The organism is Nocardia sp. 149-1B (genome assembly GCF_057747975.1).
On record NZ_CM173233.1, the window covers coordinates 2,876,855 to 2,893,496 of the forward strand.

At 72.0% G+C, this 16,642-nt stretch carries 10 protein-coding genes; 3 read left to right on the top strand and 7 right to left on the bottom strand.

The genetic code is table 11. The features are described from left to right. Positions 1 to 2 precede the first annotated feature (2 nt). From AC3ANS_RS13820 to AC3ANS_RS13850, 7 genes are read right to left on the bottom strand one after another with little or no spacing between them, the layout of a single operon-like run. Entirely contained in the window at positions 3 to 1,133 is a 1,131-nt protein-coding gene (locus AC3ANS_RS13820; RefSeq protein WP_488292162.1) for a M20/M25/M40 family metallo-hydrolase, read from the bottom strand. Further along, the gene (locus tag AC3ANS_RS13825; protein ID WP_488292163.1) at positions 1,133 to 4,468 is read right to left on the bottom strand and encodes a serine hydrolase; all 3,336 of its coding nucleotides are present in this window, start codon (positions 4,466 to 4,468) and stop codon (positions 1,133 to 1,135) included. Before AC3ANS_RS13825 ends, AC3ANS_RS13820 begins: the two co-directional genes overlap by 1 nt. Further along, positions 4,465 to 5,226: an ABC transporter ATP-binding protein gene (locus tag AC3ANS_RS13830; RefSeq protein WP_488292164.1), complete on the bottom strand. Its 762-nt coding sequence runs from the start codon at positions 5,224 to 5,226 to the stop codon at positions 4,465 to 4,467. Before AC3ANS_RS13830 ends, AC3ANS_RS13825 begins: the two co-directional genes overlap by 4 nt. After that, positions 5,223 to 7,145 carry a dipeptide/oligopeptide/nickel ABC transporter permease/ATP-binding protein gene (locus AC3ANS_RS13835; RefSeq protein WP_488292165.1) on the bottom strand — a complete coding sequence of 641 codons (1,923 nt, stop codon included), beginning with the start codon at positions 7,143 to 7,145 and terminating at the stop codon, positions 5,223 to 5,225. The genes AC3ANS_RS13830 and AC3ANS_RS13835 overlap by 4 nt, the downstream gene beginning before the upstream one ends. Positions 7,146 to 7,148: 3 nt before the next feature. Then, positions 7,149 to 8,144, bottom strand: a complete 996-nt coding sequence (locus tag AC3ANS_RS13840; protein ID WP_488292166.1) for an ABC transporter permease — start codon at positions 8,142 to 8,144, stop codon at positions 7,149 to 7,151. A gap of 12 nt (positions 8,145 to 8,156) precedes the next feature. Next, complete coding sequence (locus AC3ANS_RS13845) at positions 8,157 to 9,713, bottom strand: ABC transporter substrate-binding protein (RefSeq protein WP_488292167.1); 1,557 nt, start codon at positions 9,711 to 9,713, stop codon at positions 8,157 to 8,159. 23 nt (positions 9,714 to 9,736) lie between these two features. Further along, positions 9,737 to 11,149 carry a serine hydrolase domain-containing protein gene (locus tag AC3ANS_RS13850; RefSeq protein WP_488292168.1) on the bottom strand — a complete coding sequence of 471 codons (1,413 nt, stop codon included), beginning with the start codon at positions 11,147 to 11,149 and terminating at the stop codon, positions 9,737 to 9,739. 184 nt (positions 11,150 to 11,333) lie between these two features. Here AC3ANS_RS13850 and AC3ANS_RS13855 point away from each other — a divergent pair, with 184 nt between their 5' ends. The 3 genes from AC3ANS_RS13855 (at position 11,334) to AC3ANS_RS13865 (ending at position 16,636) form a co-directional block, all read left to right on the top strand. Next, positions 11,334 to 12,911, top strand: coding sequence for a methyl-accepting chemotaxis protein (locus tag AC3ANS_RS13855; RefSeq protein ID WP_488292169.1), 1,578 nt, complete (start codon positions 11,334 to 11,336; stop codon positions 12,909 to 12,911). A 192-nt stretch (positions 12,912 to 13,103) separates the two neighbouring features. Continuing rightward, positions 13,104 to 16,487 (top strand): putative Ig domain-containing protein, encoded by a 3,384-nt coding sequence (locus tag AC3ANS_RS13860; RefSeq protein WP_488292170.1) that lies wholly within the window; start codon positions 13,104 to 13,106, stop codon positions 16,485 to 16,487. Beyond that, positions 16,484 to 16,636, top strand: coding sequence for a hypothetical protein (locus tag AC3ANS_RS13865; RefSeq protein WP_488292171.1), 153 nt, complete (start codon positions 16,484 to 16,486; stop codon positions 16,634 to 16,636). Before AC3ANS_RS13860 ends, AC3ANS_RS13865 begins: the two co-directional genes overlap by 4 nt. Positions 16,637 to 16,642 lie beyond the last annotated feature (6 nt).

Here is a 16,642-nt window from a genome sequence, read left to right on the forward strand (position 1 = left end):
CGTCATGGTCGTGCCGCACCAGTCGGCTCGAGGCGTTTCGTCGGCTGGGCCAGCAGGTCGGTGACCAGCCCGCGCAGCAGCGCCGTACGGCCCAGGAGCTCGCTCACCAGCACGTGCTCGTCGTCCGCGTGCGCCCCTCCCCCGGCGGCACCGAGCCCGTCGAGGGTGGGTGTGCCGACGCCGGCGGTGAAGTTGCCGTCGGAGGCGCCCCCCACCGCCGCGGCGGTGGGCTCGGGCAGTCCGAGGAGTACGGCGACGCCGCGGGCCCGGTCGAGCAGCGCGGCGGAGGACGCGGCCTCCAACGGCGGCCGGTTGGGTCCGCCGAGCACGCTGACCACCGCGCCGTCGAGCACCGGGCTGAGTCCACGCATCGCCTCGTCGACCCGGTCCTGCTCCGCGATCGAGCGGACCCGGACGTCGACGGCGAAGGACCCACCGGCGGGCACGGTGTTGGTGGTGGTGCCGGCCCGGGCGAGCGTGGGCGTCACGGTGGTGCCGGCCTCGGCATCACCGAGCGCGGCGACCGCGAGCGCCTGGTGGGCGAGCTCGAGCGTGGCGTTCACGCCCGACTCGGGCTCCAGGCCGGCGTGCGCGGCGCGGCCGCGGACGACGACCTCGTAGAGCGAGACCCCCTTGCGCTCGGTCTTGAGCGCGCCGCTCGCCGATGCCTCCAGCACGAGCGCGGCCTCGGCACCCCGGGCCTCGTCCTCGATCAGCTCCCGCGAGGACGGGGAGCCGAGCTCCTCGTCGCCGGTGACCAGCAGCGTGACGCCGCCGGTGAGGTCGAGGCCGGAGAGCGCGTGGAACGCCATCACCAGCCCGGCGAGCATGTCGAAGCAGCCCGGTCCCCGCAGCACGTCGCCCTCGACGGTGAACGGGTGCGTGGCGAGCGTGCCGACCGGCCAGACCGTGTCGTGGTGGCCGAGGACGAGCACCCGCGACGGGCCCTCGCCGAGCCGCCACCGCAGGTGGGTCCGGCCCTCGATGACGATCCTCTCGGGATCGGCACCCAGGCGCTCGGTGCCGATCCTCGCGACGAGGTCCGCCGAGCGCGCGACCGCGGCCAGGTCGGCCGACGGCGACTCGCACTCGACCAGCTCGCGCAGGTCGGCGAGCATCCGAGACAGGTCCATCAGCCGGCCCTCGGGGTGGCCCGCGCACCGAAGTGGAGGTAGCGCTCGCCGGTCGGGAGCTCGTAGAACGTCACCGGGAACCAGGTCTCCGCCTCCGGCGGCTTGGTCAGGAACAGGCCCGGCGCGTAGGGCACCAGTGCGTGCTCGTCGACCGGGTCGGGGACCATCTCGGCCAGCGGCCCGGTGAGCGTGGTGCGCAGCATCGGACCGTCGCCGCCGGCGTACACCTCCATGGTCACCCCGGCCCGCTCATAGGTGCCGACGTACGGCGCGATCGCGCCGGCAGCGTCCTCCAACGGCGGCTCGGGCGGGGTCAGCGGGTGCGGCATCTCGACGCCGGCGAGCTCGGCGAAGATCTCGCGGTAGAGCTCCTCGTAGAGGTCGCGGCTGCCGTCGTTGTTGGTCAGCATCGTGACCGCGAGCCCGCCGCCGGTCTCCCCAGAATCGGTCGGCGCGTCGGGCAACACCCGCAGGAACGCGGCCTGGCCGATCGTGTTGCCGTCGTGGCCGTAGACCCGGCGGCCGTCCCAGCCGAACCGGATCCAGCCGAGGCCCCAGGAGTCGCCGAGGGAGTACTTGTCGGGGAGGTCGGCCTGGTGGGCGGCCATCGCCTCGGCCGACTCGGCGCTCAGCACCCGGGTGCCGTCGGGCGCGAGCCCGCCGGTGAGGTGCATCCGGGCGAAGGTCAGCACGTCCGCGGCGTTGGCGGTGACCAGCCCGGCCGGCCCGATCGAGCGGGGTAGCTGCCAGATCGGGGCGGTCGACTTCACGCCGTCCTGGGTGACGTGACCGACCGCCGCCGCGTGGAGCAGCGCCTCCTCCGGCAGCGTGAGCGCGTGCCGCATCCCCAACGGGGTGAAGATCCGCTCGCGCAGCGCCTCGTCCCAGGTCTGGCCGGTGAGCTTCTCGATGACCCGGCCGAGCACGGAGAACCCCGCGTTGCAGTAGGACCAGGTCGCGCCGAGGGGGTGGTTCTGGGTCTGCTCGCCGAGCAGCTCGACGTACTTCTCCAGGCAGTCGTCGCCCCGGCCGGTGTCGGTGAACACGTCGCCGTCGATTCCGCTGGTGTGGTTGAGCAGGTGGCGCAGCGTCACGTGCTTGGTCACGTCGGGGTCGGCCAGCCGCAGCTCGGGCAGCACCTCGACGACGGGCGCGTCGAGGTCGGCGAGTCCCTCGTCGACCAGCTGCATCACCACGGTCGCGGTCCACACCTTGGTGATCGAGCCGATCTGGAACACCGACTCGGGGGTGACCGGTGCCCGGGTGTCGAGGTTGAGGTGGCCGTACGTCGCGACCTCGATCTCGTCCGCGCCCTCGGCGTCGTAGCGCAGGATCCCGAGCTGCGCGCCGGGGATGCCGTGGCGCTCCGCCAGCCGCTCCAGACGACGCTGCCAGTGCGCGATGTCGAGACGCGGCCGCCCGTCGTGCAGCGTGTAGCGCTCCACCCAGTCGACCACGCGGTGGGCGTAGTCGAGCCGCTGCGAGGGCGGCCCGAGCAGGATGAACGCGTGGGAGGCGTCGGGGTAGACGACCAGCTCGGTCGGGACGCCGCGCCCGCGCAGCGAGGTGTGCCACTGCTGGGCCTGGCCGAGCGGGCAGGTGAGGTCCGCGGCGCCGTGCAGCACCAGCGTGGGCGTCTCGACACGGTGCACCCGGGTCAGCGGTGACATCGCGGCGTACGCCTCCTGCTGCTCCCACGGGGTGCCGCCGAGCTCGAAGGAGCTCATGCACACGCCGTCGTCGCAGGTGCCGTACATGCTGGTCATGTCGCTGACGACCCCACCGGCGGCGCCCGCCTTGAACCGGTCGTCGTGCCCGGTGAGCCAGCAGGTCATGAACCCGCCGTAGCTGTAGCCGGTCACCGCGAGCCGCTCGGCGTCCACCACGCCCTCGGCCACCAGTGCGTCGATCGGCTCGAGGAAGTCGCGGTGGTCGGCGACGCCCCACGCGCCGTTGACCCCGTCGTAGAACGCCTCGCCGTAGCCGTCGCTGCCGCGGGGATTGACCAGCAGCACCGCCCAGCCGCGGGCGGCCAGCTCCTGGTGGTAGGGGTGCATCTCGTCGGCGGCGGCGTTCCAGGCGTTGTGCGGGCCGCCGTGGACGTCGAGCAGCAGCGGCCGCGGCCCCTGTCGCTCGGGGTCGCGGACCAGCCAGGCCTGCACCTCGGTGCCGTCGGAGATCGTGAAGGTCCGCTCCTCGGGCTCGAAGAGCTCGATGTCTCCGAGGCTGGCGCCGTGGTCGGTCAGTACGGTCTCGGTGCCGCTCGCGAGGTCGAGCGCCACGATCTCGCCGTACGACGTGGGCGTGCCGATCACGACGACGGCCGTTCCGCCGACGACCGACAACCCGGACACGACCCGCCCGTCACCACCGAGCACGACGCCGTCGCCCCGGTCGGAGAGAGCCCACAGGTGGGTGCAGCCGCGGTCGCGCAGGCAGAACAGCAGCCGGCCGTCGCCGTCCTCCTGCGGTCGCCCGCCGGGGTACGCCGGCCCGCCGGCCATCACGTTGCGGTCGAGGTGACCGCTGAGGCTGACCGGCTCGCCGCCGTCGAGCGGCACGCGCAGCAGGTGCTGGTGGCCGACGGGGTCGCCCGGGTAGCCCACGACGAGCAGGCTCTGGCCGTCCCGCGCGAACGAGACGGTGCCCGCGACGCCCTGGGCCAGCGCGATCAGGCGCGGCTGCGCCTTGCGGTCATCGACGTCGAGCAGGTGCACCGCGGTGCGGAACGTGAGGTCGCTGTCGGCACCGACCTTGCGCGTGAACGCCAGTGTGCGGCCGTCCGGCGACCAGGCGGGCTGGCCGGCGTGCTCGGTGCCGTGGGTCAGCACCCGGACGGTCCGGGTCGTGACGTCGACGACGTGGAGCTGGCTGCGGACCGCGCCGAACATGCCGGCACCGTCGGCCTGGTAGTCGAGGCGGGCGGCGACCAGCGGCCCGGCCCCGTCGGTCGGGTCGACCGAGGCGGTGAACGCGATGCGGTCCCCGTCCGGGCTCCACGCAGGGACGCCGGCGCCGAGGGGCAGGTCGGTGACCCGCTCGGCGTCGCCGCCCTCGGCTCCCCCGGCGGGCAGCACGTGCACCTGCCCGTCGCGCAGGAACGCCAGCCGCGAGCCGTCCGGCGACCACGCCGGGGCCGTGTCGCTCGGTCCGGACGTCAACCGGCGAGGTGCGCCTCCGGCGGTCGGGACGGTCCAGATCGCGTCGACGCTGCGGTCGGCCGCCCGGTCGAGCGTGCGCAGCACGTAGGCCACGCGCTCGCCATCGGGCGAGAGGACCGGGTGGGACGGGACCGCGAGGTCGGTGAGGTCGTCGATGCGCATCCGTCGGGTCACGGGGTCCTCCTGGGGTTGGAGTTGGAGCCGGAGCTGGAGCCGGGCACGGCCGCGAGCAGCTCGCGGGTGTAGTCGTGGTGGGGGTCGGCGAGCACCCGGTCCGTCGGGCCCTCCTCGACGATCACGCCGTCGCGCATGACCGCGACGTGGCTGGCGACGTACCGGACGACCGCCAGGTTGTGGGAGATGAACAGCATCGAGAGGCCGAGCTCGCGCTGGAGCTCGCGCACCAGGTTGAGCACCGCACCCTGGATGGAGACGTCGAGCGCCGAGGTGATCTCGTCGGCGATGACGACCTGGGGGTCGCCCGCGAGCGCCCGGGCCAGCGCGACCCGCTGCCGCTGACCGCCGGACAGCAGCGCGGGGCGTACGCCGGCGCGCCCCGGGTCGAGGTGCACGAGCTCGAGCAGGCGGGTGACCTCGGCACGCCGCTCCGCGCGCGACCGGCCGGGCGGGATCGCCTCGGCGACGCTCTCCCCGATGGTCATCCGCGGGTCGAGGGAGGAGTACGGGTCCTGGAAGACCATCTGGAGCGGACGCCGGCGGCCTCGCGTGGGCACGGGCCGGCCGTCGAGCAGGATGCGACCACCGGTCAGCGGTGCGAGGCCGACGGCGGCGCGGGCCAACGTCGACTTGCCCGAGCCCGACTCCCCCACGAGCCCGACGACCTGACCCGCCGGCACCGTGAGGCTCACCCGGTCGACAGCGCGGACGCGGCCGTAGGAGACGGAGACATCCTCGAAGCGCAGGTCGCTCACGGCACCCGCACCTCCTCGCGGTCGGCGATCTCGACGTCGATGGGCTCGCCGGCGTGCCAGCACGCGACCCGGTGACCGGGTGCGGCCGGCACGAGCGCGGGGTCCTCGACCCGGCAGCGCTCCGACGCGAGCGGGCAGCGGGCGGCGTACGCGCAGCCGGGAGGCACGTCGGCGGGGTCGACCGGCCGGCCCGGGATCACCGCCAGGGGCTGGTCGAGGTCGGTGTCCATGTCGGGCACCGCGGCGACCAGGGCTCGCGTGTACGGGTGCAGGGCGCCGCCGTCGAGGGCCGCCGCCGGCAGGTCCTCGACGATCCGGCCGGCGTACATGACCAGGACCCGGTCGCAGACCTCGCCGACCACGGTGACGTCGTGGCTGATCAGCACGAGCGCGACGCCGTCGGCCGCGCGGATCGCCTGGAGGAGGTCGAGCACCTGCTGCTGGACGGTGACGTCGAGCGCAGTGGTCGGCTCGTCGGCGATGATCAGCGCCGGGTTGCCCATCACACCCATCCCGATCATCGCCCGCTGGCGCATGCCGCCGGAGAACTCGTGCGGATACTGCCGCGCGCGACGCTCGGGCTCGGAGATGCGGACCGCGCCCAGGCGGTCCACCGCGCGGGCCAGCGCTGTACGGCGGTCCATGCCCTGGTGGTGGCGGGCGACCTCGGCGAGCTGGCCCCCCATCCGCCGGGTGGGGTTGAACGACGTCATCGGGTCCTGGAAGACCATGGCCAGCGAGGTGCCGAGCAGCTGGCGCTGGGCGCGGGAGTCATGGGCGCGCAGGTCGGTGCCGAGCAGCTCGAGTCGCGACACGTCGACGCGGCCCGTCTCGCTGACCAGCCGTGAGATCGCCAGCGCGGTCAGGGACTTGCCGGAGCCGGACTCGCCCACCACGCCGACCGCCTCGCCCCGGCGTACCTCGAAGCTGACGCCACGCACGGGGCGGATCGGTCCGCGGGCGCCCGGGAACGTGACCGCCAGGTCGCGGACGTCGAGCACCATGTCGGTGTCCTCGTGGCGGGTCTCCTCGACGCGGGCGTCGTCGCCGGTGGACAGCGCGACCGGGACAGCAGGGAGAGACGGGATGCCACCGACCACGTCGACGCCGAGGCCCTTGGCCACGGACTCACCGAACAGGTTGAACGCGAGGCCCGCGATGAGCACGGCGGCGCCGGGCGCGAGCGCCGCGGCGGGGTTGACGTAGATCGAGCTGATGCCGTCGAACAGCAGGCGCCCCCAGTCGTAGTGGGGCTGCTGCACACCGAGGCCCAGGAACGACAGGCCCGCGAAGGAGAGCAGCGCGCCGCCGGCGCCGATGGTGGCGTTGACGACCAGCGGCTCGGCGATGTTGGGGAGGACGTGCCGCACGAGGATGCGCAGGCGACCGACCCCGGCGATCTGTGCGGCGGAGACGAAGTCGCGAGACGCGATGCCGGCCACCAGCGTGTGGGTCAGCCGGCCGAACGCCGGGGCGCCCGCGAGCCCGATCGCGAGCACCGCCCCGGTCGCGCCCACTCCGAACACGACCGCGAAGAACAGCGCGAGCAGGATGCCCGGGAACGCGACCGCGATGTTGATGCCCGCGCTGACCAGCCGGCTGGAGCGCCGGCCGAGCACGAAGCCGGCCGTCCCGAGCACGAGGCCGACCACCATCGCGATCACGGTCGCCGCGAGGGCCAGCTCGACCGAGAGCCGGGTGGCGACCAGGGTGCGGAAGAAGATGTCGCGCCCCAGGTTGTCGGTGCCGGCCCAGTGGTCGCCCGACGGACCGGCCAGGATGTTGCCGGTGTCGACGGCGTTCGCGTCGTCGGTCCAGAGCATCGGCGCGACCACCGCCAGCACCAGCACGGCGGCCGTCAGCGCGGTCGCCGCCAGGCCCAGCGGGGTGCGGAGCACGCTCGTCCAGCGGCGCAGCATCGGTCAGTCCTCCCGGATCGTCGAGCGGGGGTCGATCAGGGCGAGCGCGACGTCGACGAGCGTGTTGACGACCAGCACGCCCACGCCGTACACGAGCACGATGGCCTGCACGACCTGGTAGTCCTTGTTGAGGATCGAGGACACGATCGTGCTGCCGAGACCCGGCCACGCGAACACGTTCTCCACCAGCACCGTGCCGGCGACCATGCCGCTGAGCAGCAGGCCCCCGAGGGTCAGCGACGCGGTCAGCGCGTTGGGCAGCGCGTGGCCGAGATAGATCGTGCGCGCGGGCAGCCGCTTCGCGCGGGCGGTGCGCACGAAGTCCGCCTCGAGGATCGAGACCATCTCGACCCGGACGATGCGGGCCAGGATGGCCGCCGGGCCGATCGCCAGCGAGAGCACCGGCAGCACGTAGGCGCTGGGGCTCGCGTTGCCGGCGACCGGCAGCCAGCCGAGCTTGACGCCGAAGACGTAGACGAGACCGACGCCGACGAGGAAGTCGGGGACGATGCCCACGACCACGCTGCTGGTGGTGAAGGCCAGCTCGGTGCGCCGGCCGTGCCCGCGGCGGGTGAGCACGCCCATCGCCACCCCGAGGGGCACCGCGACGGCGATCGCGACCACGAACGCCAGCAGGGCGAGCTGCAGGGTGGCGGGCAGGCGCTGGGAGACGATCTGCGAGACCGGCAGCTGGGAGATCATCGAGGTCCCGAAGTCGCCGGTGACCAGGTGCTGCAGGTAGTGCCAGTACTGCACCAGCAGCGAGTCGTCCAGGCCCATGTCCGCGCGTCGCGCCGCGACCAGCGACGCCGGGGCGGTCGGGCCGAGGGCCGCGCGCACCGGGTCACCCGGGATCAGGTGGATCATCAGGAACGACGCGGTGACCAGCACCCACAGCGAGACCAGGAGCCGCCCGAGCCGGCGTACGCCGAAGCGCACCCACGGGTGGGACGTCGCTCCCACCCGTGGGTCAGCGGCGACCGAGCTCGCCAACGTCATCGACGACTCAGCTCACTTCGCCAGCATGCGGATGCTGGTCGGCACGAACTGGCCGGGGTACTCGAACTCGGCACCGTTGCCGTAGGTCTTCACCAGGTTGTTGGCGAACGGGACGATGTCCGCGGCAGAGACGAGCGACGACTCGGCCTTCAGCCAGGTGTCGCAGCCCTCGGTGCCGTTCATCGTGCTCGCCTGCTTCACCCCGGCGGCGTAGTCGGGGTTGTCGATGCCGGAGAAGTTCGTGCCGCCGTCGGCCAGACCCGGGCCGGACAGGAACGGCACCAGCTGGTCGGGGCTGTTGACGTTGAGCGGGACCCAGGCGATGTCCCAGTCGCCGGTGCCGAAGATCGCACCCTGGAGGGCCGTCTCGTCGACCGGCTTCGCGGTCACCGTGGCGCCGGCCGCCTCCCACTCCTGCACGGCCAGCTCGGCGGCCGCAGCCACTGCCGTGCCTGCGGAGCTGGAGTAGAGGAACGTGAACTTCTGTCCCGCGAGCGCGGCCTTGGCGGCGTCGACGTCCTGGGCCGGCAGCGCGCCGGAGATCGAGTCACCGGGGCACGAGACCGGCTGGATCGCCGCGAGCGTCGTCGCGGGGGCGCCCTCGCCGGCGGTCGCGACCGAGGCGAGCTCCTTGAGGTCGAGAGCCTGGGTCAGGCCCATCCGGACCTCGGCGGAGCTGGTCGGGTGCCCGTCGTCGTGGTTGTACCACTGCTCCCCCACCATGGCCGGGGTCTTGGTGACGAACAGGTTGGCGGCGTCGAGGCGCTTGACGTCGGGTCCCTGGATCGAGACGGCGTTGATCTCGCCGGAGAGCAGCAGGTTGGCGGAGGTGCCCTCGTTCTGGATCACCTTCATCACGACGGTGTCGGGCAGGCCCTGCTCGGCCGTGGTCGCGCCGTTCGGACCCCAGGTGTAGCCGTCCCGGATCTTGTAGGTGTAGTGGTCGCCGGGCACGGCCTCGGTCAGCTCGTAGGGCCCGGTGCCCTCGGTCGTGTTGGCGAGCGCCTTGCGGTCCTTCATGCCCGACTCGCAGACCATGGGCAGGCTCGCGAGCCCGTTGAGGACGAACGGCGCGGGCTGGGCGAGCGTGATCGTGACGGTGCCGGCGGCGTCGTCGGCCTTCGCGGTCGCACCGGGCGGCAGGAACGTGCCCAGATAGGGGCTCTTGTTCTTCGGGTCACCGACGTAGGCGATGTTGTCGGCCACCGCGGTCGCGGTGAACTTGCTGCCGTCGGAGCAGGTGATGCCGTCGGCGAGGGTGAGCGTGACGGTCTTGCCGTCGACCTTCCAATCGGTGGCGAGCGCCGACTGGATCTCCCCGCTGTCGGGGTCGACGGAGACGAGCGGGTCGTAGCCGAGCTGGTTGACCACGAACAGCTGGGTGCTGGCGGAGGACTGCGGGTCGAGCTTGCCGGGGTCGCCCGCGATCGCCATGGTGAACGTGCCGCCGTCGGCGTACTTGGTGTCGCCTCCGCCGCTCTTGGTGGAGCCCGGATCGTCGCTCCCCCCGCAGCCCGCGAGCAGGGCGGTGGTGACGCACAGGCCGAGAGCGGTCGCGGTCAGCTTCATGACGGTGTCCTCCGGGTAGGGGGTCAGGCTCCGGCGCGCCGGATGGCGCGGCCGACGTGCAGGTACAGGGCGTGGCCCTCGCCGTCGTCGCCGACGAACGCATGCGGCAGGTGCATGCCGCGGTCGGCCTCGAGCGGGATCAGGCTGTCCTCGCCGAACGGCACGAACTCGGTGATCTCGCGCTGGGCCCCCATCTCGGCGATCTCGCCCTTGGGGATCAGCTCGATCCAGATCCGCCGCTCGTCGTCCTGGGTGACGACCAGGTCCATCACGTCGGCGGAGTAGGTGCCGACGTAGCGGCTCGCGTCGATGCGCTCCGGGTCGGTCGGCGGGGTCGGGAGGCCGGGCAGCCGGGTGTCGGTGAGCTGCTCGATCACGTGGCCGATGATGTCGTGGTAGAGCGCCATGGCGTCGCCGCCGTTGGTGAGCACGGCGACCGCGACGCCGGTGCCCGGCACCATCCGCATGAACGCGTACTGGCCGATCGTGCTGCCGTCGTGGCCGACGATGTCGCCCTCGGGGACGTCGAAGCGCTCGAAGCCCAGTCCCCACGAGGTGCCCATGATGCCGAGGTAGGGCAGGCCGACCTCGCGGGCCTGCATCCGGGCGGCGGTGCCGGGCGCCAGGACCTGGGTGCCGTCGGCGGCCCGGCCGTCCTCGAGGTGCATCCGCGCGAAGCTGAGCAGGTCACGCGGGCTCATCGCGAGCATGGAGCCGGCCGGTGAGTTCGACCGGGCCATCGCCCAGATCGGCGCGGGCTGGACCGGCTGGCCGGGCTCGTGCTCGATGTGGCCGATCGCGGCGCGGAACGTGATCGCCTCGTAGACGCTGGCGGCGGCGTGGGTGAGCCCGAGCGGCGCGAAGAGGTGCTCGCGCAGGCAGTCGTCGTACGACTTCTCGCGCAGCACCTCGACGAGGCGGCCCAGGACGACGAAGCCGGCGTTGTTGTAGGAGAAGCGCTCGCCGGGTGCGAACAGCTGGGGTACGTCGTGGAGGACGCCGAGGTACTTCTCGATGCAGTCGTCACCCACCCCGGTGTCGGTGAAGATGTCGCCCTCGAACCCCGCGGTGTGGTTGAGCAGCTGGTGCACGGTGATGCTCGCGGCCGCGTGCTTGTCACCGATCTCGAACTCCGGCAGGTAGGTGCGGACCGGCTCGTCGAGGTCGACCTTGCCCTCGTCGACGAGCTGCATCACCAGCGTGGCCGTCCACAGCTTGGTGATCGACCCGATCTGGAACACCGAGTCGGCGGTGGCGGGCACGCCGGTCGACTTGCTCAGCACGCCCGCGGCGCCGTCGATGACCTCGCCGCCGGCGAGGACGGCGTACGCCGCCCCGGGGACCTGGTACTTCTCGATCAGGGCGGGCAGCTGGTCGGCGATCCAGGCCCCGACGACGCCCAGTTCGCTGTCTGCGGTGCTCGTCTCCTTGGTCATGGCGCTCACCGTAAGGAACGGCGCTCCCAACTGTGTTCGTCGTCTCGCACAAGCCGCAACGGTCGGTTCGGTCGGACTCGACATGTCCACGCGTCAGCGCTACGAAGCGGACAAGTTGCGACCGTAATGTGACCCAGTTCACGTAAATGCTTCAGGACCGCCCGGAGGCGCCGATAGCACTCGTATGACCCGACGCCTGTCACTGAAGGCCGCCTCGATCCAGACGCGGCTGATCGTCATCGTGCTGCTCTTCACCGTGGGCATCGGGGCCCTCGCCGCCCTGGCCTCCACTCGGATGGAGAGCCGGATCCTCACCGAGCGCAAGCACGCCACGAAGTCCGTGGTCGAGACGGCGCTGGGCATCGTGACCTACTACGGCGGGGAGGCCGAGGCCGGCCGGATGCCGGAGAAGGACGCCCAGGCCGCCGCGCTCGCCGCGGTCGAGCAGCTGCGCTACTCCGGCACGGAGTACTTCTGGATCAACGACATGACGCCGACGATGATCATGCACCCGGTCAAGCCGGAGCTCGACGGCACGGACCTGTCCGGCACCGAGGACCCGGACGGCAAGAAGCTCTTCGTCGAGATGACCCAGGTCGTCCGCGACAAGGGCGCCGGGTTCGTGGAGTACCAGTGGCCCAAGCCGGGCGCCGACGCGCCCCAGCCGAAGGTCTCCTACGTCGCGGGCTACCAGCCCTGGGGCTGGGTGATCGGCTCGGGCATCTACGTCGACGACGTCAGCTCGGTCGCCTGGGGCGAGACTCGGGCCCTGCTCCTCGCCGGCCTGCTCGTCATCGCGGTCGTCGGGGCGGCGGCGTTCCTCATCGGCCGCACGATCGTCCGGCCGATCCGCTCGGCCACCGCACTGCTCGGCAGCGGGGACCTGTCGACCCGCCTGCCCGAGGGTGGCGGTCACAACGAGCTGGAGAAGCTCGCGATCGCCCTCAACGGCACGCTCGACCGCTCCGCCGCCGTCGCGGCCAGCGTCAGCACCGCCGCCCACGAGCTCGATGCCGCGGTGACGAGTCTCGTGGAGACCAGCGACGGCATCACCGGCGCCGCCGAGCGCACGGCGGCTCAGACCGCCGCGGCGGCCAGCTCCGCACAGGAGGTCAGCACCGGCATCGAGCACGTCGCCGCGGGCACCCAGCAGATGGGCGCCTCGATCAGCGAGATCGCCCAGAACACCGCCTCGCTGGCGCGGATCGCCGGTGAGGCCGTCGAGATCGCCGACAGCACGACGCTGGTGGTCGGCGCCCTCGGCGACTCCTCGGCCGAAATCGGGAACGTCGTCAAGGTGATCACCGCGATCGCCGAGCAGACCAACCTGCTGGCGCTCAACGCGACCATCGAGGCCGCGCGGGCCGGCGACGCGGGCAAGGGCTTCGCGGTCGTCGCCGGCGAGGTCAAGGAGCTCGCCCAGGAGACCAGCCGCGCCACCGGGGACATCTCGACGCGGGTGGAGTCGATCCAGAACGCCGTGGCCGAGGCCGCCACCGAGATCAGCCGGATCCAGGAGATCATCGGCCGGATCAGTGACTTCCAGAACTCCATCGCCGGTGCCGTCGAGGAGCAGACCGCCACCACAGCCGCGATCGCCGGCAGCATCGGCGAGGCCGCCGACCGCGGCCGCGACATCGCCGCGACCCTCGAGCTCGTCGACGAGGCGTCCCGCGCCACCCGAGCCGAGCTCGAGGGCATCCGGGCCGCCGCCCACGACCTGGCCGCGACCTCCCAGCGGCTCCAGGAAACCGTCGGCTGACCTGTTCGTCAGTCGGCGGACCCGGGCCGACCCTCGTGTGGGGCGAGGGTCGGCCCGGTCCGCTCACGGTTCGCCGCCACCGATGCAGGCGAGCGACCACGCGGCCGCGCGGTCCAGACCGCCGAGGAATGCTCCGAGATCCCGCCGCTGCGCCCCGTCCGCGCGGTTAGCCTCCGTCCGGGAGGGAGGGTCATGGGCTGGTCCTTCGGCAGGCTGAGGTCCGCGGCGGTCGTCGCGACGAGCAGCGTGCTCGCTGCCGGACTCCTCGCGGCGGCCCCGGGCGCACGCGCCGTGACGCCTGCGGCGAGCGGGCCGGCACCGGCCAGCACCGCCACCACCGTCTCCTCCTGGGCGGCGCAGACAGCCCGCACGCCGGGATCCGGATGGATGGCGTCCGGCAGCACCGCGACGAGACCACCGGCGCGACCGGTCGTCCGCACTCTCACGCCCGAGCTCGAGCAGCGCTCCGTGACCACCCGCGTGAGTGTCAAGCCGCGGCTGTTCTCGTGCACCGAGCGGAAGGACCGGCGGCACACGCTCAATGCTTCGGACGTGTTCGTCCACCCCGACGTCGTACCGATCGACATCACGTTCTCCGACTTCGGTGCCGACGCCGACTTCGATGACCCCACGCGCTACCTCTACTACCAGGTCAGCGGCGACGTCACGATCTCCTTCAAGGTGGAGGTCAAGCTCGGCGTCCACTGCGAGCTCTCCCCCGAGGCGAAGAACGACCTGAAGCTCTTCGACCAGAAGGTCGGGCAGGTCGGGCCGGTGCCGATCCGGCTGGCGATCCGGCCGGTGTTCGAGTTCGACGTGGCGGCCAAGGGCACCGCAACCGTCTCGCAACGACGGCACCTGGTCGCGACGTTCGAGAAGAGGGAGGGCGAGTCGCCGCGGTTCGACGTCTCGTTCGACCCGGACCCGATCGACGTCGACCTCACCGCCGGACTGGAGGCGTCCGTCGCCACGGGCTTCGAGCTCGAGCTGTTCGGCGGCGTCGGCTCAGGCGGCAAGAAGGTCGGCCTCGGCGTCTCGGTGAGCATCAAGGCCAAGTTCTCCGTCGAGGCCGAACGCGGCTGCGCCGAGGTCTTCTCCGCGGTGCCCGTCGCCGCCGACCTCCATCTCGACGCCTGGCGCAGCGAGTGGAAGCTCGTGGAGCTCTCCCACGACTTCGCCAAGACCAGCCTGAAGAAGCTGTGCTTCACCAAGCCCACGATCAAGCCATCGCTCCCCCCGGCCGTGATCGGGGTGAGCTACGACCAGCGGCTCGCGACTGCCGACAACCGTTCCGGCCGCTGGTCGGTCACGACCGAGTCGATCCCTCCGGGGCTCGTGCTCGACCCCGACTCGGGCCGCCTGTTCGGCGTACCGACCGGCGGCGCGGGCCGACGGAGCCTCACCGTGAGCTTCACCGACATCTCCGACCAGCGCGTCACCAGCGCCGTGTCGCTCGATGTCACCGACACCCCGCCTCTCGTCTCCTCGCTGCTCGGCAACATCGCCCGGCGCGAGGACGGCACGGCCTGGTACGTCGATCTGCGTGGCGGCCGGCACGCCATCCCCAACGGGGGCGTCTACGAATGCCTCGCCGCGCAGGGCGCCCGCGTGGTGACCGTCGTCGACGCGGACGTGAAGAGCCTGCCGGTGACCGAGGCGGCCGCCTGCGTGCGCGCCGGCATCGGCGACATCATCCGGACCAAGGACGGTGACGCCTACCTCGTGTCCGACGGGTGGGTCCGGCGATGGATCCCCGACGGCAACTCCTACGACTGCCTGCGACTCAACGGTCATGCCGTGGTCCTCGGAGTTCCTCGCTACTACGTCATGGACCGTCCCGCAGGCCCCGACGCGACGCTCGACTGCGCCGACCCGGCGGCCGCCGCAGGCCACGTGGTGCGAGCCGACGACGGATCGAGCTGGTACGTCGACCTGCGCCGGACCCCGCACTGGATCCCGAACGGGGGCACCTACGAGTGCATCACCCAGCAGGGGAAGTCGCTCCACCCCTACGTGATCCCCCGCCGGCTGCTCGGCAACTTCGGCGACCCGCAGGAGCCCGCCGCGTGCGTGCGTGCCAAGCCCGGCGACATCATCCGCACCTCGGACCGTGACTCCTACCTCGTGAACACCGACTGGACCAGGTCGTGGATCCCGGACGGCTCGACCTACGAGTGCCTCACGGTCAACGACCACGCGGTCGTGGACAAGGTCCCCCGCTACTACGTCATGGATCTCACCCAAGTCGCGAACGTGGCCTTCAGCTGTTACGACGCGAACGGCGTGAAGGGCAAGGCGGTCCGCGCGAGCGACGGGAGCAGCGTCTACATCGACAAGCGCGGCGGGTTGCACTGGATCCCCGACGGCGGCACCTACGAGTGCGTGGCGGCCCAGGCCGGCGCCTGGCCCTACCGGGTGCCGGTCGGCCGGCTCACCCAGAAGCGGTACGAGGACGCGAAGTGCGTCCGAGCCGGACCGGGCGACATCATCCGCCACGACGACGGCGATGCGTACGTCATCAACGCGAACTGGACCCGGGGGTGGATCCCCGACGCACCCTCGTACGCCTGCTACCGGGCGGAGGGACGCCGACTCGTCACCGGAGTGCCGCGCTACTTCGTCGACGACCTGACCGCTGCTGGGACGGCTGGCTACCCGAGTGGGCACTGCATCGTGCGGCGCCCCAACGGGTCGGCGTACTTCGTCAACAACGAGGGTCGCAAGGAGTGGGTGCCGGACACGCCGACCTGGGACTGCGAGGTCGGCCGGGGCGTGCCGGTCGTCAACTCCACCGACGCCCTGATCGACTCGATCACCGAGGTCGGCTGGCACTACTGCCTGAACAAGGCGAACCTGCGCGGCAAGATCCTCCGTCATTCCGACGGCGATGCGCACTACATCCACGCCGACGACTCCCGGACGTGGATACCCGACGAGTTCACCTACAACTGCCGCACGGGCGCGGGCACCCCGGTCGTGGACACCCGCTGGCGGGAGTACGTGAACGCCTTCCGGGACGCGGGCTGGGACTACTGCTTCGATCTCAACACGTTCAAGAACCGCTACATCCGCCACCCCGACGGAGACATCTACTTCGTCGACGACCGTGGCGTGCGGCACTGGGTGCCCAACGCCTCGGTGCAAGGTTGCCTCACCAACCGGTACGGCAACCCGGCCACCGTGCGCTGGCGCGAGTACATCGACCGGATCCCCGGCGGCGACTGGGCGGTGTGCGGCGACACCCTCTACCGCAACCAGAACTTCGACATGGGCCAGTGGCTCCAGTCGAGCAACGGCGCCTACCGGCTCGTCATGCAGTCCGACGCCAACCTCGTGCTCTACCACGGCTCATCGGCCATCTGGGCGTCCGGCACCAACGGCAAGGCGGTCCATCACCTCAAGCTGCACGACAACGGCTGCCTGGCCCTCATCGACGCGCGCGGCAACTGGCTGTGGCGGCCCAGCCCCGACCCCTGCAACAAGGGCGGCGACCGGCTCGTCGTGCAGAGCGACGGCAACCTGGTGCTCTACGCCGGATCACGGGCGGTGTGGGCGAGCAACACCGCCGGCCGGTGATCCCGGGGTCTCGCCCGGCCTGCGGCGGCGTACGCCTCGAGCTCGTCGACGAGGCGTCCCGTGCCACCCGAGCCGAGCTCGAGGGCATCCGGGCCGCCGCCCACGACCTGGCCGCCACCTCCCAACGGCTCCAGGAGACCGTCGGCTGACCCGTT

Bases quoted from the DNA above. Each gene is read 5' to 3' on its own strand.
- AC3ANS_RS13840 (WP_488292166.1), bottom strand. From the start codon at position 8,144: ATGACGTTGGCGAGCTCGGTCGCCGCTGACCCACGGGTGGGAGCGACG.
- AC3ANS_RS13855 (WP_488292169.1), top strand. From the start codon at position 11,334: ATGACCCGACGCCTGTCACTGAAGGCCGCCTCGATCCAGACGCGGCTG.
- AC3ANS_RS13850 (WP_488292168.1), bottom strand. From the start codon at position 11,149: ATGACCAAGGAGACGAGCACCGCAGACAGCGAACTGGGCGTCGTCGGG.
- AC3ANS_RS13860 (WP_488292170.1), top strand. From the start codon at position 13,104: ATGGGCTGGTCCTTCGGCAGGCTGAGGTCCGCGGCGGTCGTCGCGACG.
- AC3ANS_RS13835 (WP_488292165.1), bottom strand. From the start codon at position 7,145: ATGCTGCGCCGCTGGACGAGCGTGCTCCGCACCCCGCTGGGCCTGGCG.
- AC3ANS_RS13845 (WP_488292167.1), bottom strand. From the start codon at position 9,713: ATGAAGCTGACCGCGACCGCTCTCGGCCTGTGCGTCACCACCGCCCTG.
- AC3ANS_RS13820 (WP_488292162.1), bottom strand. From the start codon at position 1,133: ATGGACCTGTCTCGGATGCTCGCCGACCTGCGCGAGCTGGTCGAGTGC.